We start from the raw sequence: 24286 nt of genomic DNA, 5'->3' as shown, positions 1-24286 counted from the left end.
TGATTTCCAAGCCGTGAAATGTTCCATTTCACTCGAAATCACTACAGCAGTTCCGCCTCAAGACTGATTTCCGCCTTCAGCAGCTTGGAGATGGGGCAGTTCGCCTTCGCCTTGCCGGCCAGTTCCTGAAAGGTCGCGTCGTCCGCGCCAGGGATCGTCGCCTTGAGCGTCAGCTTGCTGGCCGTCACGGCAAAGCCGCCATCCTGCTGTTCCAGCGTGACGACCGCGTTCGTCTCCATCTTTTCCGCCGTCAGCCCGGCCTCGCCCAGGATCAGCGAGAGCGCCATGGTGAAGCAGGAGGCATGGGCCGCGGCGATGAGTTCTTCGGGGTTGCTGCCCGGCTGCCCCTCGAAGCGGGTCGCAAAGCCATAGGGATAGGCGCTGAGCGCGCCGCTCTGGGTCGAGATGGCGCCCTTTCCGTCCTTGAGGCCGCCAGTCCAGACTGCCGAACCGCTGCGATTGATCTTCATGCCGATGCTCCTTGTGATGAGCCGGAGGAACCCCAGCGGTCCCTCATGGTTGCGATAGAATAGAGCAATTCATGCAGGAGAGTGACAATGACTGACCCGACGATGGAAAATCGTGGCGACCTGATCGCATCCGACCGGGTCGAGGGCACCGCCGTCTATAATCGGCAGGGCGAACGGCTCGGCAAGATATCCAACTTCATGGTGGAAAAGCGCAGTGGGCAGGTCCGCTATGCGGTGCTGTCCTTCGGCGGCTTTCTGGGGATGGGAAACGACCATTATCCCCTCCCCTGGTCGATGCTGAGCTATGCCGTCGACAAGGGCGGCTATGTCGTCGATCTGGACAAGCAGCTGCTGGACAATGCGCCGCGCTACTTGGCCGACGAACGGCCCGACTATGACGATGGCTATGGCCGGAATGTCTATCAATATTACGGGCTTATCTACCCCTGGTGAGCCTGGTGGACGATAGGACGAGGGGCGTCCGGCATGAGCCGGGCGCCCCTCGTCCTATCCGGCCCAGCGAAGCCCACCGGCTGCCTAATTTCCGACACATTTTGTCGCTTGCCAATTGTCTACTCTAGAAATAGAGTTAGTCATATCCTTGAAAGAGAGGATAAGGAGAATCCACCATGGACCGATTCGGAAGCACGAGCAGGACGAGACAACCCGTCGTTCTGACGGTTCCTGGCCTCAACAATAGCGGTCCGGGCCATTGGCAGAGCCGGTGGGAACAAAGCCGCGGCGATTGCCAGCGGGTGGAACTGGGCCGTTGGTCCAGTCCCAATCGCAACGCCTGGGTCACGCGACTCGATGCCGCGATCCGCGAGATCGACGGTCCGGTCATCCTCGCCGCCCACAGCCTGGGCTGTATCACCGTCGCCTGGTGGGGCGCCTTGCAGAGCCAGGCCTATGGCTGGCCGGTGATCGGCGCGCTGCTGGTGGCGCCACCCGATTGCGACCGGGTGGAAACCCCCGACACGATCGGCAATTTCGGACCGGTGCCGCGGTCGCAACTGCCCTTTCCGTCCATCCTCGTGGCAAGCCGGGACGATCCCTATATCTTCTTCGAACGCGCGCACAGCATGGGCAAATATTGGGGTAGCCAGTTCATCGACGCGGGTCATTGCGGCCACATCAACGCCGAATCCCAACTGGGCGACTGGCAGTTCGGGCAGGAACTGCTCGAACGGCTGATCGAGGGCAGCGACGCCGGCACACGGAAAAGCGAGTCCGGGCCGTCGGCGATCGGCCGGGCGACGCATCGCCCTTTAGTGACTGACATGCAGGCATCGGGCTGACCAACCGGGGCGGAACAAGACAAACTTGGCCGCCCCTTATTTTTCATTTTTTGTCTACTTTAAAAGTTGAGATAATAGGGCAGCAAGAGGTGCTCATGACTGATCAAAGACCGATAGATTTTCGCAACGGACGCAGCGAAGCGCAGCGCGTGGACATCATCGCCAGCATCGAGAAGGTGCGCGACGTGCTGCAGGATCTGCGTTTCGGATCGATCACGCTGACCGTGCATGACGCGCGCGTGGTGCAGATCGACGTGACGGAAAAGACGCGCCTCACCTCCTGACGGGGGCAAGGGGGCAATAGAATAATGGGCTGCGCGCAACGCGGCCCATGCGGCCTGGGGGTGAGCCGCGACACAGGGTCATCATTCCCAACCTGCGGTCTTCATCGGATCACCGAAGAAGCCGCGATTATCAACCACCGGACAGCCGGATCAGAGGGGAATATCATGATTGCGCGTTTCTTGTTGCTCGCCAGCGTGGCGGGCGCGTCCATTGCCGTGCCAAGCGTTCATGCGCAGGACAGCGTGCCTGAGCCCGCTACGGACGGAGTCGATCAAAGCAATATCCGTGGCGAGGTGATCCTGGTCACGGCGCGCCGTCGCCAGGAAACCGCGCAGGAAGTGCCGCTGGCCATCTCGGTCGTCAAGGGCGACAGCATCGAGGCCACCGGCAATTTCAACATCGTGAAGCTCCAGCAACTGGCGCCCACGCTTCAGGTCTACACCACCAACCCCCGCAACACATCGGTCAATATCCGCGGCCTTGGCGTGCCGTTCGGCCTGACCAGCGACGGTTTCGAACAGGGCGTCGGCATCTATGTCGACGACGTCTATAATTCGCGTGTCGCTGCGGCGACGTTCGACTTCCTCGACGTCAACCAGGTCGAAGTGCTGCGCGGTCCGCAGGGCACGCTCTACGGCAAGAACACCACGGCCGGCGCGATCAACATCACGACCAACCAGCCGACCTTCGATTTCGAGGGCCGCGCCGAACTGACCGTCGGCAATCTCAACTACAAGCAGGCGAAGGCCGCCGTCTCCGGCCCGCTGACCGACACGATCGCCGCCCGCATCGCGGTCGCCGCGACCAGCCGCCGGGGCACGCTCTACAATGTGACCAGCCAGCGCTGGATCAACGAGCAGGACAATCTGGGCATTCGCGGCCAGTTGCTGTTCAAGCCGAGCGACGATTTCAGCCTCACCCTCTCGGGCGATTACAGCAAGCAGGATCCGGAGTGCTGCGGCACCACCTTCGTGCGCGTGGGCAAGACTCAGCGCGCGCTTACCCGTCAATATGACGCGCTGGTCGCCGCGATCAACGCCGCTAATCCCGGCCGCAACTATGCCGTGCCAAGCCGTAACCCCTATGATCGCCTGACCGATCTCGACAGCAACCTGAACGCGGGCAACAAGATCGGCGGCGCGTCGGCCAAGGCGGTCTGGAACGTCGGCCCCGGCACCCTGACATCGGTCACGGCCTGGCGCTTCTGGGACTGGAAGCCGGAGAATGACCGCGACTTCACCGGTCTGTCGATCGTCTCCAAGTCGCAGAACCCGTCGCAGCAGGACCAGTATAGCCAGGAATTCCGCTACAATTACGAAAGCCAGAAGATCGACTTCGTCGTCGGCCTGTTCGGTTTCAAGCAGCGGATCGACACCCAGGGGACCGAGCAGCAGGGCGCGGACGCAAGCCGCTGGAGCCTGACCGGCACGCAGGCGACCAACCCCGCTATCCTGCAGGGGCTGACCGCCAGCAATACGCAATGGCTGAAAGCCGACAGCGCTGCGCTGTTCGGCCAGGTCAGCTGGAAGGTGACGGACGCGCTGACCATCCAGCCGGGGGCGCGCCTGAATTACGACAAGAAGTCGGGCTTCTATCAGCGCATCGTCACCAACGGTCAGGGCCAGGTCATTTCCTGCACGCCGACCCCGACCGCCGGATCGGATCTGGCCGCGCAGTGCGGCGTCTATCAGCCGCAGATCAGTTCGCCGTCGGACAGCGCCTGGAACTTCACCTACGACTTCAACGTCAACTACAAGGTCGCGCAGGACGTCCTGGCCTATGCGACCTATGCGAAGAGCTTCAAGACGCTGGGCATCAACCAGAACGGCCTGCCGCTCAATGCCGACAATACGGTCAATTATGATGCCGGCACGGTGAAGCCGGAATCGGTCAATCATTACGAAATCGGCCTGAAGACCCAGTTCTGGGATCGTCGGGCGACCTTCAACCTGACCGCCTTCCGCACTGACATCAAGAATTTCCAGGCGACGGTGAATGGCGGCCAGTTCGGCACCGTGCGCGGCTATCTTGCCAATGCGGAAAAGGTCCGGTCGCAGGGCATCGAAGCGGACTTCAAGGTCGTCGCCAGCGACCGCTTCACCGCCTACGCCAACGGCGCCTATACCGATGCGAAGTACAAGAAGTTCACCAACGCCCCCTGCCCGCCCGAACTGTCGGGCGGCACGTTGCAGCCGTCCGGCGCCACGCCGGATTACTCCAATGCGGGCGTCCCCGGTACGCTCAGCCCGCGCCAGTGCGACATTTCGGGCGACCGTCTGCCCGGCGTGTCGAAATGGGCCTTCTCCTACGGCGCAGAATATAACATCCCGGTCACGCTGCTGGCGAAGGAAGGCCAGATCTATCTCGGCGTCGACGGCAATTATCGCTCGCACTGGAATTCGAACGCCTCGCCGTCGATCTACACGGAAGTGAAGGGCTATGCGCTGACCAACGTCCGCGCCGGCTTCCGCGGCGAAGGGTTCGACATCTTCGGCTGGGTCCGCAACGCCTTCAACGTCAACTATATCGAAAATCTCCAGGTTGCGCCGGGCAACACCGGCCTGATTGCCGGTCAGGTCGGCGATCCGCAGACCTGGGGCGGCACGATCAAATTCTCCTTCTGACGGCTCACCCCCGTGGGCGCGGCCTGCCGCGCCCACAACCTCAAAGACGGGGCGCGGTGTTCCGTGCCCCACAACTACAAGAACCGCACGCGGCGTGCCGCGCCCACGTCCGCAACAGTTGGGGATCGGTCCCACAACGGGCCGCTCCCGGCCTTCCGGCATTTGCGCCCCGCCCGCCGCTGGGGTAGAGCGCCACCATGTCCACGACCTTCACGATCGACACCGCCACCAGCCGCGCCAACCCCACGCCTGCGCCGATGAAGCGCCTGACCGTGCCCGCCATCCAGCGGCGCAAGTTCGAAGGACAGACGGCGGAACCGCTGGTGATGCTGACCGCCTATACGGCGCGACAGGCGCAACTGCTCGATCCGCATTGCGACATGCTGCTGGTCGGCGATTCGCTGGGCCAGGTGATCTATGGCCTGCCCTCCACCCTGCCCGTCACGCTCGACATGATGATCGCCCATGGCGCAGCCGTGGTGCGGGGCAGCTATCATAGCCTGGTGATCGTCGACATGCCCTTCGGCAGCTATGAGGGATCGCCGCAACAGGCCTTCGCCAGCGCCAGCCGGATCATGGCGGAAACGGGCGCGGCGGGCGTGAAGCTGGAAGGCGGCGAGGCGATGGCGGAGACGATCCGCTTCCTCGGCCAGCGCGGCATTCCGGTGATGGCGCATATCGGCCTCACCCCGCAGGCGGTCAACGCGTTGGGCGGCTATGGCGCGCGCGGCAAGAGCCAGGAGGAACATGCCAAGATACTGGGCGACGCCCGCGCCGTGGCGGCCGCCGGCGCCTTCTCGATGGTGGTCGAGGGCGTGATGGAGGAACTGGCCGACACCATCACGGCCAGCGTCGACGTGCCGGTGATCGGCATCGGCGCATCGGCCCGCTGCGACGGGCAGGTGCTGGTGGCGGAGGATATGCTGGGCATGTTCGAGCGCACGGCCCGCTTCGTGAAACGCTACGCCAATCTGGCGGAAACGATCGGCAATGCCGCCGAACGTTATGCCGCCGACGTGCGCAGTCGGGCCTTTCCGACCGAAGAACAGGTCTATCGACCCAAAAAGTGATTTGCCTGTGGCATAAGCGCCGCTATTGATCGCGCCTTCCGGCAGATTGTCTGACCCATTTCTCGGAGATTCCCGTGGCACTTACGCCGCAAAACAGCGAAGCCTTCATGCGCGAAGTGGACGAAGCGGTTCGTCAGGACCAGCTTCTGACCTTCTGGGAACGGTATGGCCGCGCCCTGCTGGTCGTAGTGGTGCTCGGCCTCGCCGCGTTCGGTGGCTGGCTCTATTGGCAGCATTACAGCAAAACCCAGTCCGAGGCTGTGTCCGAGCAGATGGACAGCGTGCTACAGACCGCGGTCGGCGGCGGCACGCCCGACGCCAAGCAGCTCGACGCGCTGACCAAGGCCAGCCAGCCGGGCTACCGCGCTTCGGCGCTGCTGACCAAGGCGGGCGCTGCCGCGCGCAAGGGCGATGCCAAGGGCGCGATCGCCGTCTATAGCGCCATGGCGGCGGACAGCGGCCTCGATCAGCCCTATCGCGACCTGGCGCTGATCCGCCAGACCTCGCTGGAGTATGACAGCCTCAAGCCCCAGCAGGTGGTGGACCGCCTCAAGCCGCTCGCGGTCGAGGGCGCGCCCTGGTTCGGCAGCGCCGGCGAAATGGTCGCCATCGCCTATATGAAGATGGGCAAGACCGATCTGGCCGGCCCGATGTTCGCCGCGCTGGCCAAGGATGCCAATGTGCCCCAGTCGATCCGTTCACGCGCCCGTCAGATGGCAGGCGTCATGGGTATCGATGCGGTCGAGATACCGGCTGAGCCGAGCGAAGGATAAGCGAGTACATGGTAAGCATGAAGAGCCTGGCGCCGATCGGGCGTAGCATGACCATGGTGGCGATGATCGCGCTGCTCGCCGGCTGCGGCATCGTCGGCGGCAAGAAGGGCGGCCCCAAGACGCCGGTCGTCGGCAATCGCGTATCGATCCTGACCAATGAGCAGGGCGTGGAGGTCGAACCGTCGCTGGCCGACGTGCCGGTCAGCCTGCCCGCCCCCTATGTCAATGACGCATGGGCGCAGCCGGGCGGCGACCCGTCCAAGGCGATGGGCCATGTGTCGCTGGGCGGTTCGCCGACCCAGGTGTGGACCACCAAGATCGAGGGCAGCTCGCCACAGGCGCGTCTCGCGGCGTCGCCGGTGGTCGCGGGCGGCAAACTGTTCGTCACCGACGCCGGCGCGCATGTCATCGCCTACGACACCGCGAGCGGATCGAAGCTGTGGCAGACCAACCTCCCCTCCGAAGGCAAGGGCAATGGCCGCGCGCTGTTCGGCGGCGGCGTCAGCGTGCTGGGCGACCGGGTGTTCGCCAGCACAGGCCTTGGCGATGTGTTCGCGCTTAATGTTTCCGACGGCGCGATCATCTGGAAGAAGCATCCGGGCGGCCCGTTGCGCGGCGCCCCGACGCTGGAAAACGGCCATGTCTATGTGATGGGCCAGGATAACCAGATTTTCGCCCTCAACCAGAGCGACGGCGAAACCCAGTGGACCGACAGCGGCACGTTGCAGGTCACGGGCATTTTCGGCGTTGCCGCCCCTGCCGCGGCGCAGGGTACGGTCATCGCGGGCTATAGCTCGGGCGAAATCACCGCCTATCGCTATGAAAATGGCCGCAGCCTTTGGGGCGACGCGCTGTCGCGCACCAGCATTTCGACCGCCGTGGCGACCTTGACCGACATCGATGCCGATCCGGTTATCGATCGCGGCCGCGTCTTCGCAATCGGTCAGGGCGGCCGCATGGCAAGCTATGAACTGACCAGCGGCCAGCGCCTCTGGGAAATCAACATCGCGGGCATTTCGACCCCGGCCGTCGTGGGCGAATGGGTGTTCGCCGTGACCAGCGACGCCCGCCTGCTCTGCGTCGCGCGCGCCACCGGCAAGATCCGCTGGGTCAGCCAGCTGCGCCGCTGGCAGAAGGAAAAGAAGAAGGACAAGGCGATCCGCTGGACCGGGCCGATCCTGGCCGGCGGCCGCTTGATCGTCGTGTCGACGCGCGGCGAAATGGTCTATGTCGATCCCGCGAATGGCAATGTCCAGTCGACCATCGACATGAACAAGTCGATGTCGCTGTCGCCGATCGTGGCCAACAACATGCTCTATGTGTTGGCCGATGATGGAAAATTGACGGCTTTCCGCTAAAAGCCGATTCCAGAAAAAGCTTGTGCTCCTGCGAAAGCAGGAGCCTAGGGTCGGGCAAGTGGCCTTGAACCCTGGGCTCCCGCTTTCGCAGGAGCGCGGCGTTTGTGACAAGCGCATTATTTAACTCGGAAGGAAGCGGGCATGCTGCCCACGGTAGCCATCGTCGGACGTCCCAATGTGGGCAAGTCCACCCTGTTCAATCGTCTGGTCGGCAAGAAGCTGGCGCTGGTCGACGACCAGCCCGGCGTCACCCGAGACCGGCGCGAGGGCGAGGCGCACCTGCTGGGCCTCGACTTCACGATCGTCGACACCGCCGGTTACGAGGATGAGGACGCGCAGTCCCTGCCCGGCCGGATGCGGATGCAGACCGAAGCGGCGGTGGAAAATTGCGACGTCGCGCTGTTCATGATCGACGCGCGCGCGGGCATCACGCCGCTGGACGAAGAAATCGCCCGCTGGCTGCGCGCCAACGATGCGCCGGTTGTGCTGGTCGCCAACAAGGCGGAAGGCAAGGCCGCCGACGACGGCGTCATGGAGTCCTTCAGTCTGGGCCTGGGCGAACCCATCCCCTTTTCCGCGGAACATGGCCAGGGGCTGGCCGATCTGTTCCAGGCGCTTCTCCCCCATCTGGAGCGTGAGGACGGTGAGGCGCACGAGAAGGAATTTTACGAGGATGACGAGAGCGCGCCGCTCAAGCTCGCCATCGTCGGCCGACCCAATGCGGGCAAGTCCACGCTCATCAATCGGCTGCTGGGTGAAAACCGCCTCCTGACCGGCCCTGAAGCCGGGATCACCCGCGACAGCATCGCCGTCGAGTGGAGCTGGACCAACCGCGAGGGGCTGGAGCGCCCCGTCCGCCTGATCGACACGGCGGGCATGCGCAAGCGCGCCAAGGTGCAGGACAAGCTGGAAAAGCTGGCAGTGTCGGACGGCCTGAACGCCGTGAACTTCGCCGAGGTCGTCGTGCTGCTGCTCGATTCGACGCGCGGGCTGGAAGCGCAGGATCTGCGCATCGCCGACAGGGTGCTGGAGGAAGGCCGTGCGCTCGTCATCGCCCTCAACAAGTGGGACACGGTGGAAAATGGGTCGGCCCTCTATCAAGGCATCAAGCAGGCCCTGTCGGACGGCCTTGCGCAGGTGCGCGGCGTGCCGATCATGACCGTGTCGGCCGCAACGGGCAAAGGTCTGGACGACCTGATCCATGTCGCCTTCGAAACGCGCACGGCCTGGTCGCAACGCGTGTCCACCGGCATCCTGAACCGCTGGTTCGAAACCGCGCTGGAGGCCAATCCGCCACCGGCGCCGGGTGGCAAGCGGATCAAGCTGCGCTACATCACCCAGAACAAGACTCGTCCGCCGACGTTCGTGCTGTTTGGGACGCGACTGGACGAACTGCCCGAAAGCTATCGCCGCTATCTGGTGAACGGCATCCGCAAAGAACTGGGCTTCGGCGCGGTGCCGGTGCGGCTGACGCTGCGGAGCCAGAAGAATCCGTTCGCGACGAAGTAGAGCGATGGCGTCCGATCCGGTTGCAGTAAACGCCAGGGGCATGAAATGTCCCTGGCCGGTCCTGCGCGCGGCGCGGGCGATGCGCGAGGCAGATGCCATCATCATCGAAGCGGACGATCCGATCGCGCCCGCCGAACTGGCGGCGCTGGCCCAACAAAATCAATGGGATTTCGCCCGGCTCGGCGACCAGCGTTTCTCCCTACGCAGGGGAAATGGTCACACACTTTAACCCGCCGTTTACACGCACAGTCTATTTTGGCCCGGCACAATAGGGAGTGGCGGGTGCTTCATCTACAGACAGAGCTGGTGGACTGGACCGAGTTTTCGCGCACGCGCAGCGAACTGGGCACGGCCTTCCTGCGCATCCTGGGCTATTTCCGCGAAGATGGAGTCAAGTCGATCCATGCGATCGAAGAGGCCTTTCGCGCCCGCAACGCCGCCGCGCTGGTGACGCCGGCGCACACGCTGAAGGGCGAATCGGCGCAGTTCGGCGCACATCGCCTGCGCGGCATGGCCGAAGAGATCGAGATGGCTGCACGACGCTGCGTGGAAATGCGCGAAGGGCCGGAAGAACTGATCGAAACCGTGGTCGCCCTGCGCCCCTGCTTTACCGAAACGATGGCGCTGCTGGATCGCGATGCGAACCCGCTGGCTGCACGCCGTCCGACGACCTTCGGCCGCCGGGCCGACATGCCGGTGGCCACCTTCGGTCGCGCCGGATAATCTTTCGTATTGAAATGAAACTGACCATGCCCCCATATGGCGGGCATGACACGCTTCTCCCTGCTCGATCTGGTCCCCGTTCGCGAAGGCGATAGCGCCGCGACCGCCCTGGCCAATGCCGCCGATCTTGCCGCCCATGCCGAAGCGCTGGGCTATCACCGCCTCTGGGTGGCCGAACATCATGGCATGGCGGGGATCGCGTCGGCCGCGACGGCCGTCGTACTGGCACATATCGGTCATGCAACATCCACCATCCGGATCGGCGCGGGCGGGATCATGCTGCCCAATCATGCGCCGCTGCTGATCGCCGAGCAGTTCGGCACGCTGGACGCGCTTTTCCCCGGCCGTATCGACCTGGGGCTTGGCCGTGCTCCGGGTTCCGATCAGCGGGTCGCGCAGGCGATCCGCCGCAACCTGTCCGGCGGCCCCGACCAGTTCCCGCGCGACGTGATGGAGTTGCAGGCCTTTTTCGCCGGTGATGAGCGGCTGGGGATCGAAGCGACGCCAGGCGCGGGAGCGGACGTGCCGATCTGGATATTGGGGTCGAGCCTTTATGGCGCGCAGTTGGCCGCCGCGCTCGGCCTGCCCTATGCCTTCGCCTCGCATTTTGCGCCCGCCGCGCTGGATGAGGCCATCGCCATCTATCGGCGCGATTTCCGCCCGTCGGCGCAGCTCAAATATCCCTATGTGATGGCCGGCTATAATGTCTTCGCGGCAGATGATGCGGACGAGGCGCAGTTGCTCGCCAGTTCGATGCAGCAAGCCTTCGTCCGCCTGCGCACCGGCCAGCCCGGCAAGCTCCAGCCGCCGGTCGAAGGCTATTTCGACAGTCTGCCGATGCAGGCGCAGGCGATGCTGGCCGATGTGCTGAGCGTGTCGAGCATCGGCACTCAGGCGGATGTCGAGCGCGACATCGCCGCCTTCCTGCGTCGCACCCAGGCGGACGAGCTGATCCTGACCGGGCAGATTTTCGACCCGGCTGCGCGCAAGCGCAGCTTCGCCATCGCCATGGCGGCGGCGCAGGCGGTGAATGCGCGGGAACCCGCCTTCAGCGCGCCCTGAGCCGCCCGCCGCTGAGGAACGTCGCCAACCCCGGCGCGACCCGCTGCAAGGCAAGGCCGATCATGACGACCACCGCCAGCACGATCAGCGGCTGAAGGATGAGGTAGACGGGGTAGAAGGGCGATCCCATCGGACCGAACACCGCGCCCAGCACCGGTCCGCCCAGCCATATGAGGATGAGATGGGCGCAGAAGAGGAAAAAGGCGAAAGGCTCGATCCGCAGCAGCAGCCCGCGCGCGACGCTGCCCGCCAGCGCCCAGGCGATGCGCCAGAAGGCGATGGCGGCAGCGATGCGGACAGCCAGGTCCAGACCACGCTGCGTCACCTGCCATCCTCCATCGCCCACCGTGATCGATCGATAGAGCTGCGCGCCCATCAGCAGGGCGAAGGGCAACAGAGCGAGCAGGAAAGGCAGGCGCGCGACCGTTTCCTCCCATGCGTTCCGGCGCGCGAGGATGCCAAGGATGAAGAAGAAGAGGATCGACGCGCGCATCAGCACGGGCGGCCCCATCCCTGCGATATGGGCGGCGCCGGCCGCCAGACCGATCAGGGCGAGCATCCAGCCCGGCAACCGCACGAAAAGCGGCGCGGCAAGCATGCAGAGGAACAGGTCGCGCAGGAACGGCATCTGCACATCAATGTCGGGATTGCGGGTGAGGATGAGTACTTCGTCAATGATCCACCAGAGCGATTGCGGCTGGGGCGCGGACAGGCCGAACAGCCAGGCGGCGCCCGACACGAACAGGATCGCCAGCAGATTCCAGAGAATCATTGGTAGCAGGATGGTCCGCGTCTTACGTTCGACATGACTGGGCAGGTTGCGGGTACGCCCCGATGCAGCCACCAGCCAGCCCGAAATCAAGCCGAGCAGCGGCACGGCGCTGCGGCCGAAAATCTCCATCAGGGTCCAGCGCAGATTATCCTGCCCGCTGCCGCGCAGGGCTGCCAGCGCCTCGCCATTCTGCCCGGTCCAGGCATGAACATAGACCACCCCCAGGATGCAGATGACGCGGGCTATTGAAATCGCGTCGGAGCGGCGCGCTCCATCGACCGGTATCGTTTGGGGCAAGAACATATCCTGATTGTGACGCTAGTGTAATGCTGTACCTGGCTTCATGTTCCGGTTGACGGGATGGTCCGTGGTGGAGCTGCGGGTAAAAACCACGTCGTTGAACCATGATAGGGAGCGCGAAACGGTCCCACCATATAGGCATAAGCCAATTTTTACCTCTCATCGCTAGTTATGGTCCATTCACCGGACGCAGTTCCGGTCGCAGGGGACGATCACAGGCTCATGACCCAAATGCCGAGCGCTCACCAATTCACCGCAGCCTCCACTGCTTCGCTGGACCAGTCCATGGGGATGGTGTTTCAGATCGCCGGCTCCAGCTCAAAGATACTGATCGATGCCCAGCGACTGGGCGTGCTGGGGCAGGACAGCGATCCGTGCATCGCCATGGCCGGTCAGGTCGGCAGCCAGGTGAAGATGCGCGTCGGCGATAGCTGGCTGGTCGCCAGCGTCCGCGCGATGACGCTGGATCAGGCGAGTAAGGGCATCGTCGCCGACATCGATTTTCTGGGCGAAGGCGATGAAGAGACGCAGACCGGCCGCATCCACCATTTCCGTCGCGGCGTGACGCGCTATCCGACGCCCGGCACCGACATCTTTCCGGTGTCGAGCCAGGACATGCAGCAGATCTACGCGGCGGACGACCGCGCCAATGTCGAGATCGGCACCGTCTATCCGACCAGCGACACGCGCGCCGCGCTTTATGTCGATTCCATGCTGGGCAAACATTTTGCGCTGCTGGGGTCCACCGGCACCGGCAAGTCGACCAGCGCCGCGCTGATCCTGCACCGTATCTGCGACCTGTCGCCGCAGGGGCATATCGTCATGATCGATCCGCATGGCGAATATGGCGCTGCCTTCGCCAGCAATGGCGCGGTCTATGACGTCAACAATCTGGCGCTGCCCTACTGGCTGATGAATTTCGAGGAGCATTGCGAGGTGTTCGTCACCTCGTCCGGCTCCGATCGGACGGTCGATAGCGACATTCTCGCCAAATGCCTGCTTGCCGCGCGGTCGAAGAACCGGCTGGCGGAAAGCATTGGGCGGCTGACGGTGGATTCGCCCATTCCCTATCTCCTGTCCGACCTCACCAACATTCTCCAGAACGAGATGGGGAAGCTCGACAAGGGGACGGGCACCCTGCCCTATATGCGGCTAAAGACCAAGATCGACGAGATCAAGGCCGATCCGCGCTACAGCTTCATGTTCTCCGGCATGCTGGTCGCGGACACGATGCAGCCTTTCCTCGCGAAGATCTTTCGCCTGCCGTCGGACGGCAAGCCGATCTCCATCATCGATGTGTCGGCCATGCCGTCCGACATCACCTCCGTCGTGGTGTCGGTCCTGTCGCGGCTGGTGTTCGACTATGCCATCTGGGCGCGCGACGAGCCGCAGCGGCCGATCCTGCTCGTCTGCGAGGAAGCGCATCGCTACATCCCGAGTTCGACGACCGGATCGGGTCAGGCGGTGCGCAAGATATTGGAACGCATCGCCAAGGAAGGTCGCAAATATGGCGTGTCGCTGGGCCTCATCACCCAGCGTCCGTCGGACCTTGCCGAAGGCGTATTGTCGCAGTGCGGCACGATCATTTCCATGCGCCTCAACAATGATCGCGACCAGGCCTTCGTTAAGGCTGCGATGCCCGAAGGCGCGCGCGGTTTCCTCGATTCGATCCCGGCGCTGCGCAATCGGGAGGCGATCATCTGCGGCGAGGGCGTCGCCGTGCCGATCCGTGTCGCGCTCGACAATCTGGAGGCCCATCGCCGGCCCGCGTCCAACGATCCCAGCTTCACCGAGCTATGGCGTCAATCCGGCAGCGAAGCCGACATACTCGACCGCACCATCACGCGCTGGCGCAATCAGGGGCGGTGATAGTTTCAGCCCGCTGGGGCGATCCGGCCGGCGGGTTCCGATTCGCAATTTATCGCCTCGCGGCATTCCTCTTCATGGACGGGGACCATCAGCTTGGCCTTGCGCCATCCCCCCTGCGCATAGACGGCGGCTGCCAGCAGGAAGGATGCCAGCGATCCGGCAGGGAAGCTGAGCCACAGGGCGTTGGCGCCGAGTGACGGATAGGCCAGTTCGTAGAAGCCCAGTCGCACCCCGAACAGGGTGAAGGTCAGGATGACCAGCGGCGCCACCACGACGCCATTGGCGCGCATTACGCCGAACAGGATCATGGTGCAGCCGAACAGCAGAAAACTCCAGCTCGCCAGCAACTGCATGTTCCAGGCGGCGTCGATCGCGGCCTGGTTGCCGCCCAGGAACAGCGCCAGCAAAGACGCGTGGAACAGCAAGATGATAAGGATCATCGCGCCGGTGATCGCCAGCAGATAGGACATGCCATAGCCGGTGATGCGGCTGATCCGGTCCCAGCGGCCCGCGCCGACATTCTGCGCCGCCATGGCGCTGACCGCCGCGCCCATCGCCATGGCCGGCATCTGGAGATAGGTCCAGATCTGTTGCGCGGCGCCATAGGCCGCCGTCACCAGCAGCCCCTCGCGATTGACCAGGCCAATCATGACGAGGCCGGATGCCGACATGACGATCATCTGGAGCCCCATGGGCAGCCCCTTCCCCACCAGCACGCGCATCTGGTCCGCGGCGGGTCGCAGATAGGCCAGTTCCTGCCCTCTTAGGCGGAGCGGCAGATCCTTTGCATAGGTGAAGGCGACGAGGCCGATCAGGCTGACGAAGCCCGCAGCCGCCGTCGCCGCCGCCGACCCCGCGATGCCGAAAGCCGGGATCGGACCCAGGCCGAGGATCAGGACGGGATTGAGGATCAGGTCGATGGCAACGCTAACGATCATGAAGATGAGTGGCGTGCGCGCGTCCCCTGCCCCGCGCAGGCCCATCATCATCATGACGCTGAGCAGGGTCGCGGGCATGGCGATGAAGATGACGCGCAGATAAATGAGCGCCATGTCGAACGCCTCGACCGGAGTCGCCAGCAGGCGCAGCAGTGCGGGCGCGCCGATCCAGCCGGCGATGGCGACGCCAAGGCCCAGGATCGAGCAGAAGCCGACCGCAGAGCCGAAGGCGCGGCGCGCGGCGTCGAGATCGCGCGCGCCGACCGCCTGCGCGATCACCACGGTCGAGGCCATGCCGAAGCCGAACACGACCGAGAACATCAGGAACATGATGATGTTGGCGTTCGCCGTCGCCGCCAGCGCCTGCGCACCAAGGAAACGACCGACCCAGATGGCGTTGATCGAGCCGTTCAAGGACTGGAGGATGTTGGACGCCAGCGTGGGAATCGCGAACAGCAGCAGGGTCGAAGCGATCGGCCCCTGCGTCAGGTCTTTTGCGCCCGGTTTGCTCGCTGCCATTTCCGCCTCTCCCACTCAGGCTAGACTAGGAAGCGGACATATCCACCTCCGTTCGCCCTGAGCCTGTCGAAGGGCTATTCTTCTTTTAAGGAAGAACAAGGCTCCGACAAGCTCAGCCCGAACGGGTCATGTGTGGATGCTTACCCCAGCCGTTCCAGTGCCGCCTTCAACCGTTCCGCTTCCGCTGTCTTTTCACCATGATCCTCGCGCGCCTTGGCGACGGCCTCGGGCTTGGCCTTTTCGACGAAGCTGGGGTTGGACAGACGGCCACCGAGCGAATCGCGTTCCTTCTCCGCCGCAGCCAGCGCCTTGGCGAGGCGGGTCTTTTCCGCGTCGATGTCGATCACGCCTTCCAGCGGCAGGATGAAGGTCGCCTCATCCACCACGATCTGCGCCGCGCCGCCCGCAGGCGGCTCGCCGAAGGTCAGGCTTTCAACGCGGCCAAGGCGGGCCAGCGCCACGCCCTGACGGTCGAGACGGCGCTGCGTGCCTTCCGCAGCATCGCGCACGACCATCGGCAGCTTCGCGCCCGGCGGGACGTTGAGTTCGGTGCGCGCGGTGCGGATCGCGCTGACGAGGCGGATCAGCCAGTCGATTTCGGCCTGTGCGTCCGTATCGACGGCGGCGAGCGCCTGCGGCCAGCGCGCGACGATCAGTTCGTTCGCGCGGTCGCCGGTCAGGTGCCACAGCTCTTCGGTGATGAAGGGCATGAAGGGGTGGAGCATGACCAATATCTGGTCGAAGGCCCAGCCCGCAACGGCGCGCGTCTCGTCATCCATCGCGCCCTTGGTCAGTTCGATATACCAGTCGCAAAACTGGTCCCAGACGAAGTGATAGATGGCGTTGGCGGCCGCGTCGAAGCGCAGTTCGGTCATCGCCGTATCGATCGCCTGCACCGTCGCGACCGTCTCCGCAATGATCCAGCGGTTGACCGGTAGCGCGGCGTGGGGCGCTTCATGCGTGGTTGAGGCGGTGACGCCGTTCGACTGGAGGAAGCGCGCCGCGTTCCAGAGCTTGGTCGCGAAGTTGCGATAGCCCTCGACCCGCTTCTCATCCATCTTCACATCGCGGCCCTGGCTTTCCATCGCCGCCATGAAGAAGCGCAGCGCATCCGCGCCGAACTTGTCGATCAGGCCGAGCGGATCGACCACATTGCCCTTAGACTTGGACATTTTCTGCCCATCCGCCGCGCGGACGAGGCCGTGCAGGTAAAGCTTGCGCCATGGGACGTCGCCCATGAACTCCATCCCCTGCATCGCCATGCGGGCGTCCCAGAAGAAGAGGATATCGAAGCCGCTGATCAGCAGGTCGTTGGGATAATGGCGCGACAGCTTGTCGCTCTGCTCCGGCCAGCCCAGCGTGCCAAAGGGCCAGAGCGCCGAGGAGAACCAGGTGTCGAGGACGTCGGGATCGCGGGTCAGAACCTTGTTGCCCGCCAGAGCCTGCGCCTCGGCCTCAGTTTCGGCGACATAGCTGTTGCCATCCTCGTCGAACCAGGCCGGGATCTGATGGCCCCACCAGAGCTGGCGCGAGACGCACCAGGGCTGGATATTTTCCATCCAGTTGAAGAAGGTCTTTTCCCACGTCTTGGGCACGATCTCGATCGCGCCGTCGCGGACGGCCTGCATCGGCGCAACCGCCAGCTTCTCCGCATCGACATACCATTGGTCGGTCAGCCAGGGTTCGATGACCACATTGGAGCGGTCGCCGAACGGTGTCTGGATGGTGCGCGGCTCGAAATCGGCCGAGACTTCCTCGCCTTCCTTGTTCTTCGTGACGTGCGGCACGAGGAAGCCCAGCGCCTTCATCTCCGCGACCACGGCTTCGCGCGCGCCGTCGACGCCGTCCTTCTTGAAGCGGTGCAGGCCAAGGAAGCGATCGGGGATCAGGCCGTCGGCGGTCTGGACGACATTGGCGTCGGCGTCGAACATGTTGAGCATCTCGCCGGCCTTGAAGCCCGCGCGCTTGCCCACGTCGAAGTCGTTAAAGTCATGGCCCGGCGTGATCTTGACCGCACCCGACCCCAGTTCCGGGTCGGCATGTTCGTCGGCGACCACCTTGAAGCGGCGGCCGGTGATCGGCTGGAGAATGTCCTTGCCGATGACGTCCTTATAACGCGGGTCTTCGGGATGGACCGCGACGGCCATGTCGGCCAGCATGGTTTCGGGGCGCGTGGTGGCGACGACGATATGGTCGCTGCCGTCGGCCAAAGTCACACCGTCTGCGAGCGGATAGCGGAAGCGCCAGAAACCGCCCTTGGTCTCGACCGTCTCGACCTCAAGGTCGGAGATCGCCGATCGGAAATGCGGGTCCCAGTTCACCAGCCGCTTGTCGCGATAGAGCAGGCCGCGCTTGTGCAGTTCGACGAAGGTCTTGATCACCGCCTTCGAAAAGCCCTCGTCCATGGTGAAGCGTTCGTTCGCCCAGTCCATCGAACAGCCCAGACGGCGCAGCTGGCGCGTAATCGCGCCGCCGCTTTCGGCCTTCCACTCCCATACCTTCTCGACGAACTGCTCGCGCGTATAGTTGGTGCGCTTGTCCTGCCGCGCCTCCATCTGGCGCTCCACGACCATCTGGGTCGCAATGCCGGCATGGTCGGTGCCGACCACCCAGAGCGCATCCTTGCCACGCAGACGTTCGTAGCGGATGACGATGTCCTGGAGCGTATTGTCGAGCGCATGGCCGATATGCAGGCTGCCCGTCACGTTCGGCGGCGGGTTCACGATGGTGAAGGGCGTCGCGTCGGGGCGTTCGGGGCGGAACAGACCCTTCTCCTCCCAATGGGCGTACCAGCGGGATTCGATATCGGCGGGGTCGAAGGTTTTCGGCAGCTCGGTCATGATCGCGCTTTAGCGGCTGGGACGCGACACGCAAGAGAGGCGAGGCTTCAGATCAGGCTGACCATGATCTCTTGTGGCAATCCCGCGCGGATGGTGATGCGACCATCGCCCTTGCGCGCGACCAGTTGCGGTTCCGACAGGCTGTTGTCGAACACCCATGCCCGATCCGCCTGATCAAAGAACCAACGCAGTTGCGCAAAGGACCGGGCACGACGCGCCTCGACCTTGTCGGGCGGCACATCATGGCCGCCCTTGGCGACGCGAAAGGCGATGCGCTCCAGCTGGCGCTCGACCGAATCCAAATAGACGTAGATCAGCAGTATCTCGAAGCCCCTGCCCCGTGCCTTTTCCACCAGCCGGCGATATTTGGGGCTGGAAAGGACGGTCTCGACGCCTATCGTCTGATGCACGTCGATGGAAGCGTCCAGCCATGCCTCGATGCGCTGAACGGCTGCCAGATTGGCCGCTTCCTGATCCAGCGCTTCGCTTTCGCGCAGGCGGGCGGTCAGGAGATCGGGATTGATGATCCAGACCGACCCGCCAAATTCTGCAACGTCGCTGCGGCCATAGGCGGAACTCTTGCCGCAGCCATTCGGCCCGGCGACGATCCACAAGCGCGGCCTGGCATGCCCCTTACCGCTCAATCCCTATCCTTGATCGCCCGGTTTTCTTCACGCGCCTTGCGCACGCTCGCCTTGAACGAAGCCAGAAATTCGGCTCCGAAATTGGGACTGTCGGCATCGATTACACGCAGCTTCACGGCCTTACCATCCTTGTGGACGGTTCGGTATTTTGGCTTGCCCGGCTTGCCCAAGTCGATGGGACCATCGACGATATCGACTTTCATCTTTGCCATAGGGTCAATATAGCAGGCCGGGCCGCACCCTTAAAGGCTCATTTCCCCGTCCACTTGTCGAGCCACCCCAACGCCTCGCCATACCATTGGAGCGAGTTGCGCGGCTTCAGCACCCAGTGATTCTCGTCCGGGAAGACGAGCAGCTTGGAAGGGATATCGCGGCGCTGGAGCGCGGTGAAGGCGGCCAGCCCCTGCGTGTAGGGGATGCGGAAATCCTTCTCGCCGGTTACGACCAGCATCGGCGTCTTCCATTGCGCGACATGGTTGACTGGGTTCCATTTCTCGAACTCTTCCGGCTTTTCATAATAGGGACCGCCATGTTCCCATTCGTCGAACCACAGCTCCTCGGTTTCGTAAGCCATGGCGCGAGCATCGAAGACGCCGTCATGCTGGACGATGCACTTGAACCCGTCGGTCCACTGCCCCTCGATCCAGTTCATCATATAGCCGCCATAGCTCGCGCCCAGCGCACAGGCATTGCCCGCGTCGACCTGCGCGTCCTGCGCCGCGGCGGCAGCAAGGCCGAGCTTCAGATCTTCGAGCGGCTTGCCCCCCCAATCCTTGTTGATGGCGTCGGTGAAGGCCTGACCATATCCCGTGCTTCCGTGGAAATCGACGATCACGGCGGCATAGCCATGAGCGGCAAAAGCTTTGGGATTCCAGCGATAGGACCAGCTGTCGTTGAAGCTGCCCTGCGGCCCGCCATGGACGAGGAAGGCGACCGGCAGCTTGCCGGTAACGCCGCGCGGTTTCACGATCTGGCCCCAGACGGTGTCGCCATTGGCGCCCTTGAAACTGTAGCGCTCGACCGACACGTCATCGACCCCGGCCAGTTTGGCGGCATTGACGTTGGTCAGGCGGGTGGGCTTGCCTTTTGCAGGCATCTTCCAGAAATCGGCGGGCGACTGGATGCTGTCTAGCGCATAGACGAAGCCGCCCGTGGGCAGCGGCACGACGCTGCCGGCATGGCCCTTTTCCGTCAGGCGCACGACCTTGCCGGAAGCCGCATCGACGCGGAATACCGGATTGTCGAGCACGTCGTTGGCGGTGACGAGCAGTCCTTTGCCGTTCGCTTCCCACGCGATCGAGGCGACCGAGCGGTCCCAGTCTTCGGTCAGCGCCTTCGTCTCCCCGGTCGCGATGTTGCGCAACATGAGGACGAGCCGGTCAGCCTCATAACCCGGCCGCTTCATTGCGGCATAGGCGAGCCACTTCCCGTCCGGCGAGACGGCCGGCATGGTGTCGGTCGCGTCATTCGCGTCGGTCAGGTTGGTCGGCGCGGCGCTGCCGTCGGCCGGGACCGAGAAGATATCGAGATTGGTCGACAGCGGTTCGATCGGGTTCTTTGGCCGCCCCGCTTCGCGCAGGGCGAAGAAGAGCGTCTTCCCATCCTTGCTCCAGGCGATTTCCTCCGCGCCGCCAAAGGGCTTGGACGGACTGTCGCCGACAAGGCCACCCATTACCGAGACGGCGGGGCCGCCCGCTATCGGCATCACGAAGATCTGCGAGCGCTGGCCGTCGTACCATGTGTCCCAATGGCGCACGAACATCTGGTCGTAGACGAGGCCGGTGCCGGCTTCCTTGGGAGCGTCGGGCTTTACGTCGTCGATCGTCTTCGCGCCCACGGGTCGATCGGCCCAGAGCGCGACCTGCGCGCCATCGGGGCTGAGCAGGAAGCCGGAAATGCCGCCGGGCGCCTTGCTGATCTGCGCCGGTTCGCCACCTGCCAGCGCCACGCGCCACAGCTGGTCGTCGCCGCTGGCGTTGGACTGGAAATAGAGCGAAGAGCCGTCGGGTGAGAAGACCGGGGAGGCTTCATTCTTGTCGGGCCTGGATGCGATTAGCTTCGGCGCCTGCCCGGCCTTGCCGATGTCGAGCAGATAAAGGTCCATCCGCCCCTTGTTACCGGCAAGGTCGGTGCTGCGCAGCTGGTATGCAAGCCATTTGCCGTCCGGTGATACGGCGGGCGCGGAAATACGGTCCAGCGCCACCATGTCGGCCGGCGTGAAGGGCCGCGCCAGTGCAGGCGCCGTCGCCAGGGCCATCACCCCAAGCCCGGCAAGCAGATATGTCTTCATGGAATCACCCTCGGATCGGATGGCGACGCGCGCAACGATGCGCGGCGCGTCGTCAGGATGCGAGGGGTCTAGGCCTGTGCGGAAGTGTCCGCAAGACTGGCCTTAACGGCCGGTGATGCGGGCGATTTCCTTGGCGACCATTTCTTCGACCAGCACCGGCAGGCGAGAGTCGAGCCAATCCTTGAGCATGGGCTTCAGCATCGAGCGGACGAGACCGTCGAGCGTGTTGTCCTGGCCGTCCTGCGGCGCGATCAGCATCGAGGACAAGGCAGATAGCGAATGGCGGGCGGCGACTTCGCTTTCGACCGAAATGATCGATTCGTCACCCGTCGCGGCAGTGGACGTCTTGGCGGCAAGCTTAGGAGCGGGCATCGAGTCCTCCTCCGCGACCTCTTCGGTCAGTTCCAACACTTCTTCGACAGCCGGCTCGATCGCGACGGGCTTGGCTGCCTCGGCACGGGCGCGGCGGGGCGCGGCCTGCACGGCCTCCTCCCCCTCTTCGGCGATGATCCGCTTGATGGAGGAGAGTATCTCTTCCATCGAGGGTTCCTTGGTCATGTCACCCATGGATAGTCCCCGTCCAAAATCCATTCCGCACCCTTCAGGCTTTAGAATTACCCGACCGGGTTAACAAGCGGTTAAGGCTGCCGTGAAGAAGCCGGGTCGACATTGGCGTTTTGCGCGGGCGTGTCAACGGTGCGCGTCGCGACGGGCGTTGGCTTCGCATCGAAGCTCCAGTCGAGCCACTTGCCCTTCACTCGCTCATAATTGACCATGGGATCGTAGAGCGTGCCGCTGTCGAGACCGAGATCGCCGGCTTCGGCGTGGCCCATGGCGGCCAGCACGCTGAACCCCGCGACATAGGCGTTGCGCTGCGCCGTCACCAGCTGGACCTTGGCGTTCAGCGCTTCCTGCTCGGCATTGAGGATATCGAGGATGGTGCGGCTGCCCACCGAATTTTCGGCGCGGACCCCCTCCAGCGACAGATTGGCGGCATCGACCGCCTTCTGATTCGATTCGATGCTCTCCAGCGACGCCTGCCAGCTGGCATAGGCGGCACGTGTCTGGGAAATGACGCCACGCTCCACCTCGATCTCGCGCTCTATCGCCTGCGATTCGCGGGCCTGATTCTGGCGGACCTGCGCAGCGGGACGGCCACCCTGATAGAGGGGGAGGGTCAGCTGGACGCCGGCGGCGGCCTGCTTGTTGATTTGAGGCCCCTCCACGGCATTGCCTTGCGCATCCTGCGCGGTGCCGCCCAACGTATGCAGATAGTTGGTGTAACCCGCCTGGGTGAAGCCCGAAATCGTGGGCAGACGACCGGCACGCGCCACTTTCACATCATAGCCGGCGGCAATCCGCTCTTTCTTCGCGGCCAATATGTCGGGATTGTCGTTGAGCGCGACCTGCACCGCCATGACCGGTGTGGCCGGCAGGCCGGGCAGCGCGGGCGGCGCCTCCAGCGCATCGGGCGCAGCGCCGACCAGCGCGATATAATTTTCGCGGCTGGCGACCAGATTGGCTTCCGCCGTCTGGAGATCCGACCGGGCCAGGGCCAGGCGCGATTCGGACTGGGCCACGTCGGTCCGCGTGACGTCGCCCACTTCGAAGCGATCATTGGTCGCCTGAAGATTGACCTCGAGCGCCTTCACATTCGACTGGTTGAGCGACAGGACGGCATTGTCGCGAATGACGTCCATGTAGGCGGCGACCACCTGCGAAAAGACGCTCGCTTCCGTGCCGCGCAGATTCGCCTGGCCGGCCTCCACGCGCACCTTGGCCGCCTTCACGCCATTGCGCACGGAACCGCCGGAATAGACCGGGACGTTCAGCGTCGCCTGTGCATTCACCGTCCGCTGCGGCGAGGTGAAGCTGATCGTCGGCTTGAGGATGCTTTCGGAAAAGCTGCCCTGCACATCGACGCCGGGGCGCCCCGCCGCCTTCTGGATCGGGACATTCTCGTCCGTCGCGCGCTGACCGGCGCGCGCGCCGGTCAGGGTCGGGTTGGAGGCATAGGCCTTGGCCAGCGCCCCCTGAAGCGTTTCGGCCTGGGAGGGGGCTGAGATGGCAGAGGTCAGCAACAGCAGGGCGGCTGCGGCACGATGCCGTTTCTGTATGCGCTTGCCTGTCATCTCCCCCCGCCAATCATTGTCAGAATTCAAAAGCCTTGGGCGCGCTGAAACCGGGCAGCACGACCATTTCCATATCGATCAGGCGGTTCAGCCCCAGTGCGCCGCCGACGACACGGCCGCTGCACAGACGCGTAACGCTCCGGTCGACGATGCCGGTCACGACGCGCGCGCCATCGGCAAGCTGCTGAACGAGCGCGGCGGGAACTTCCTCCACGGCGCCGTCGATGAAAAGCACGTCATAGGGCGCACCGGCCGAAGCGCCGGCATTGAGCGCGCCGCGAACCACGGTCGCGCCGGCAACGGCGAACTCTGCGCCGCCCTCTTCCTCGACAGCCGTGATCTGCGCGCCCAGTTCGGAAAGCAGCGCGGCGGCATAGCCGGTCGCGGCGCCGATCAGGAGCACCTTGTCACCGGCGACGATCTGCGCTTCCTTGAGCAGGCGACCCGTCACCAGCGGCGGGTTGAGCGCGCGGCCATTGTCGAGCGGGATCGGACGGTCGATATAGGTCATGGCGCGGCGGTCGGCGGGGACATAGTCCTCCCGCGGCACCTTCGCCATCACCGCGATAACGCGCTGGTCGTCCACGTCGCTGGTGCGCAACTGGCTGTCGACCATGGCGTTCCGCATCGAAGAAAAATTCTGCTCGGTCACGATAGTTCCTCGCTTGGCACAACTGTATTGGTAATGCAATACACTAAGAAGATCATCGGACCTCTAAATCAGCAGACAGCCCGCGCCAAGCGGCTTTCCGCGACGGTCGCCAAGATTCTTGCGCTCTTTGCGCCACAGCCCGCTTGACTTTGCCGCCA

The 24286-nt window shown here is 64.1% G+C and carries 22 protein-coding genes; 12 read left to right on the top strand and 10 right to left on the bottom strand.

The annotated features are described in order from the left end of the window. Positions 1–41: 41 nt before the first annotated feature. Positions 42–470 carry an OsmC family protein gene (locus DM806_RS03525; protein ID WP_179041859.1) on the bottom strand — a complete coding sequence of 143 codons (429 nt, stop codon included), beginning with the start codon at positions 468–470 and terminating at the stop codon, positions 42–44. 87 nt (positions 471–557) lie between these two features. On the opposite strand from DM806_RS03525, the gene DM806_RS03520 reads away from it, so the two are divergent. The 11 genes from DM806_RS03520 to DM806_RS03470 all read left to right on the top strand — a co-directional run bounded on the left by DM806_RS03520 (position 558) and on the right by DM806_RS03470 (position 11172). Then, positions 558–923 (top strand): PRC-barrel domain-containing protein, encoded by a 366-nt coding sequence (locus DM806_RS03520; protein WP_179041858.1) that lies wholly within the window; start codon positions 558–560, stop codon positions 921–923. Positions 924–1099: 176 nt separating this feature from the next. Next, a complete protein-coding gene (locus tag DM806_RS03515) occupies positions 1100–1768 on the top strand; it encodes an RBBP9/YdeN family alpha/beta hydrolase (RefSeq protein WP_179041857.1) in 669 nt (222 codons plus the stop codon). Between the two features lie 95 nt (positions 1769–1863). After that, a complete protein-coding gene (locus DM806_RS03510) occupies positions 1864–2052 on the top strand; it encodes a YezD family protein (RefSeq protein WP_179041856.1) in 189 nt (62 codons plus the stop codon). 165 nt (positions 2053–2217) lie between these two features. Next, positions 2218–4677, top strand: coding sequence for a TonB-dependent receptor (locus DM806_RS03505; protein WP_179041855.1), 2460 nt, complete (start codon positions 2218–2220; stop codon positions 4675–4677). A 197-nt stretch (positions 4678–4874) separates the two neighbouring features. Continuing rightward, positions 4875–5747, top strand: a complete 873-nt coding sequence (gene panB / locus DM806_RS03500) for a 3-methyl-2-oxobutanoate hydroxymethyltransferase (RefSeq protein ID WP_179041854.1) — start codon at positions 4875–4877, stop codon at positions 5745–5747. A gap of 74 nt (positions 5748–5821) precedes the next feature. Continuing rightward, the gene (locus DM806_RS03495) at positions 5822–6520 is read left to right on the top strand and encodes a tetratricopeptide repeat protein (protein ID WP_179041853.1); all 699 of its coding nucleotides are present in this window, start codon (positions 5822–5824) and stop codon (positions 6518–6520) included. Positions 6521–6528: 8 nt separating this feature from the next. Beyond that, entirely contained in the window at positions 6529–7878 is a 1350-nt protein-coding gene (locus DM806_RS03490) for an outer membrane protein assembly factor BamB family protein (RefSeq protein WP_179041852.1), read from the top strand. 141 nt (positions 7879–8019) lie between these two features. After that, on the top strand, positions 8020–9387 hold the full coding sequence (gene der / locus DM806_RS03485; RefSeq protein ID WP_179041851.1) for a ribosome biogenesis GTPase Der: 1368 nt from the start codon (positions 8020–8022) through the stop codon (positions 9385–9387). A 4-nt stretch (positions 9388–9391) separates the two neighbouring features. Further along, the gene (locus DM806_RS03480) at positions 9392–9616 is read left to right on the top strand and encodes a sulfurtransferase TusA family protein (protein ID WP_179041850.1); all 225 of its coding nucleotides are present in this window, start codon (positions 9392–9394) and stop codon (positions 9614–9616) included. A 53-nt stretch (positions 9617–9669) separates the two neighbouring features. After that, positions 9670–10110, top strand: a complete 441-nt coding sequence (locus DM806_RS03475; protein WP_179041849.1) for an Hpt domain-containing protein — start codon at positions 9670–9672, stop codon at positions 10108–10110. A 45-nt stretch (positions 10111–10155) separates the two neighbouring features. Then, entirely contained in the window at positions 10156–11172 is a 1017-nt protein-coding gene (locus DM806_RS03470; RefSeq protein WP_179041848.1) for an LLM class flavin-dependent oxidoreductase, read from the top strand. Here DM806_RS03470 and DM806_RS03465 read toward each other — a convergent pair. Then, positions 11159–12241, bottom strand: a complete 1083-nt coding sequence (locus DM806_RS03465; RefSeq protein ID WP_256869082.1) for an acyltransferase family protein — start codon at positions 12239–12241, stop codon at positions 11159–11161. The genes DM806_RS03470 and DM806_RS03465 overlap by 14 nt on opposite strands. A gap of 225 nt (positions 12242–12466) precedes the next feature. Here DM806_RS03465 and DM806_RS03460 point away from each other — a divergent pair, with 225 nt between their 5' ends. After that, entirely contained in the window at positions 12467–14113 is a 1647-nt protein-coding gene (locus tag DM806_RS03460) for an ATP-binding protein (protein ID WP_372859218.1), read from the top strand. 5 nt (positions 14114–14118) lie between these two features. On the opposite strand, the gene DM806_RS03455 is transcribed toward DM806_RS03460, so the two are convergent. The 8 genes from DM806_RS03455 to DM806_RS03420 all read right to left on the bottom strand — a co-directional run bounded on the left by DM806_RS03455 (position 14119) and on the right by DM806_RS03420 (position 24128). Further along, positions 14119–15570, bottom strand: a complete 1452-nt coding sequence (locus DM806_RS03455) for an MATE family efflux transporter (protein WP_179041845.1) — start codon at positions 15568–15570, stop codon at positions 14119–14121. A gap of 140 nt (positions 15571–15710) precedes the next feature. Then, positions 15711–18410 (bottom strand): valine--tRNA ligase, encoded by a 2700-nt coding sequence (locus DM806_RS03450; RefSeq protein ID WP_179041844.1) that lies wholly within the window; start codon positions 18408–18410, stop codon positions 15711–15713. 47 nt (positions 18411–18457) lie between these two features. Continuing rightward, positions 18458–19054: an AAA family ATPase gene (locus DM806_RS03445; RefSeq protein ID WP_179041843.1), complete on the bottom strand. Its 597-nt coding sequence runs from the start codon at positions 19052–19054 to the stop codon at positions 18458–18460. Next, on the bottom strand, positions 19051–19266 hold the full coding sequence (locus DM806_RS03440) for a hypothetical protein (RefSeq protein ID WP_179041842.1): 216 nt from the start codon (positions 19264–19266) through the stop codon (positions 19051–19053). The genes DM806_RS03445 and DM806_RS03440 overlap by 4 nt, the downstream gene beginning before the upstream one ends. A gap of 38 nt (positions 19267–19304) precedes the next feature. Further along, a complete protein-coding gene (locus DM806_RS03435; RefSeq protein ID WP_179041841.1) occupies positions 19305–21344 on the bottom strand; it encodes an alpha/beta hydrolase family protein in 2040 nt (679 codons plus the stop codon). A gap of 102 nt (positions 21345–21446) precedes the next feature. After that, positions 21447–21911 carry a DUF2497 domain-containing protein gene (locus tag DM806_RS03430; RefSeq protein ID WP_179041840.1) on the bottom strand — a complete coding sequence of 155 codons (465 nt, stop codon included), beginning with the start codon at positions 21909–21911 and terminating at the stop codon, positions 21447–21449. A 71-nt stretch (positions 21912–21982) separates the two neighbouring features. Then, complete coding sequence (locus DM806_RS03425; protein WP_179041839.1) at positions 21983–23476, bottom strand: TolC family outer membrane protein; 1494 nt, start codon at positions 23474–23476, stop codon at positions 21983–21985. 19 nt (positions 23477–23495) lie between these two features. Beyond that, positions 23496–24128 carry a protein-L-isoaspartate O-methyltransferase family protein gene (locus DM806_RS03420; RefSeq protein ID WP_179041838.1) on the bottom strand — a complete coding sequence of 211 codons (633 nt, stop codon included), beginning with the start codon at positions 24126–24128 and terminating at the stop codon, positions 23496–23498. Between the last annotated feature and the right edge of the window lie 158 nt (positions 24129–24286).

The sequence above is a fragment of the Sphingobium lactosutens genome (assembly GCF_013393185.1).
Taxonomy (GTDB): Bacteria; Pseudomonadota; Alphaproteobacteria; order Sphingomonadales; family Sphingomonadaceae; genus Sphingobium; species Sphingobium lactosutens_A.
Note: the sequence above shows the minus strand (reverse complement) of the source record. Positions and strands in the feature narration are given on the sequence as shown.

What these genes read in the sequence shown, in the direction of transcription:
- DM806_RS03525 (WP_179041859.1), bottom strand. Translation starts at nt 470, where the DNA reads ATGAAGATCAATCGCAGCGGTTCGGCAGTCTGGACTGGCGGCCTCAAG.
- DM806_RS03520 (WP_179041858.1), top strand. Translation starts at nt 558, where the DNA reads ATGACTGACCCGACGATGGAAAATCGTGGCGACCTGATCGCATCCGAC.
- DM806_RS03515 (WP_179041857.1), top strand. Translation starts at nt 1,100, where the DNA reads ATGGACCGATTCGGAAGCACGAGCAGGACGAGACAACCCGTCGTTCTG.
- DM806_RS03510 (WP_179041856.1), top strand. Translation starts at nt 1,864, where the DNA reads ATGACTGATCAAAGACCGATAGATTTTCGCAACGGACGCAGCGAAGCG.
- DM806_RS03505 (WP_179041855.1), top strand. Translation starts at nt 2,218, where the DNA reads ATGATTGCGCGTTTCTTGTTGCTCGCCAGCGTGGCGGGCGCGTCCATT.
- panB (WP_179041854.1), top strand. Translation starts at nt 4,875, where the DNA reads ATGTCCACGACCTTCACGATCGACACCGCCACCAGCCGCGCCAACCCC.
- DM806_RS03490 (WP_179041852.1), top strand. Translation starts at nt 6,529, where the DNA reads ATGGTAAGCATGAAGAGCCTGGCGCCGATCGGGCGTAGCATGACCATG.
- der (WP_179041851.1), top strand. Translation starts at nt 8,020, where the DNA reads ATGCTGCCCACGGTAGCCATCGTCGGACGTCCCAATGTGGGCAAGTCC.
- DM806_RS03480 (WP_179041850.1), top strand. Translation starts at nt 9,392, where the DNA reads ATGGCGTCCGATCCGGTTGCAGTAAACGCCAGGGGCATGAAATGTCCC.
- DM806_RS03470 (WP_179041848.1), top strand. Translation starts at nt 10,156, where the DNA reads ATGACACGCTTCTCCCTGCTCGATCTGGTCCCCGTTCGCGAAGGCGAT.
- DM806_RS03460 (WP_372859218.1), top strand. Translation starts at nt 12,467, where the DNA reads ATGACCCAAATGCCGAGCGCTCACCAATTCACCGCAGCCTCCACTGCT.
- DM806_RS03455 (WP_179041845.1), bottom strand. Translation starts at nt 15,570, where the DNA reads ATGGCAGCGAGCAAACCGGGCGCAAAAGACCTGACGCAGGGGCCGATC.
- DM806_RS03450 (WP_179041844.1), bottom strand. Translation starts at nt 18,410, where the DNA reads ATGACCGAGCTGCCGAAAACCTTCGACCCCGCCGATATCGAATCCCGC.
- DM806_RS03440 (WP_179041842.1), bottom strand. Translation starts at nt 19,266, where the DNA reads ATGGCAAAGATGAAAGTCGATATCGTCGATGGTCCCATCGACTTGGGC.
- DM806_RS03435 (WP_179041841.1), bottom strand. Translation starts at nt 21,344, where the DNA reads ATGAAGACATATCTGCTTGCCGGGCTTGGGGTGATGGCCCTGGCGACG.
- DM806_RS03430 (WP_179041840.1), bottom strand. Translation starts at nt 21,911, where the DNA reads ATGGGTGACATGACCAAGGAACCCTCGATGGAAGAGATACTCTCCTCC.
- DM806_RS03425 (WP_179041839.1), bottom strand. Translation starts at nt 23,476, where the DNA reads ATGACAGGCAAGCGCATACAGAAACGGCATCGTGCCGCAGCCGCCCTG.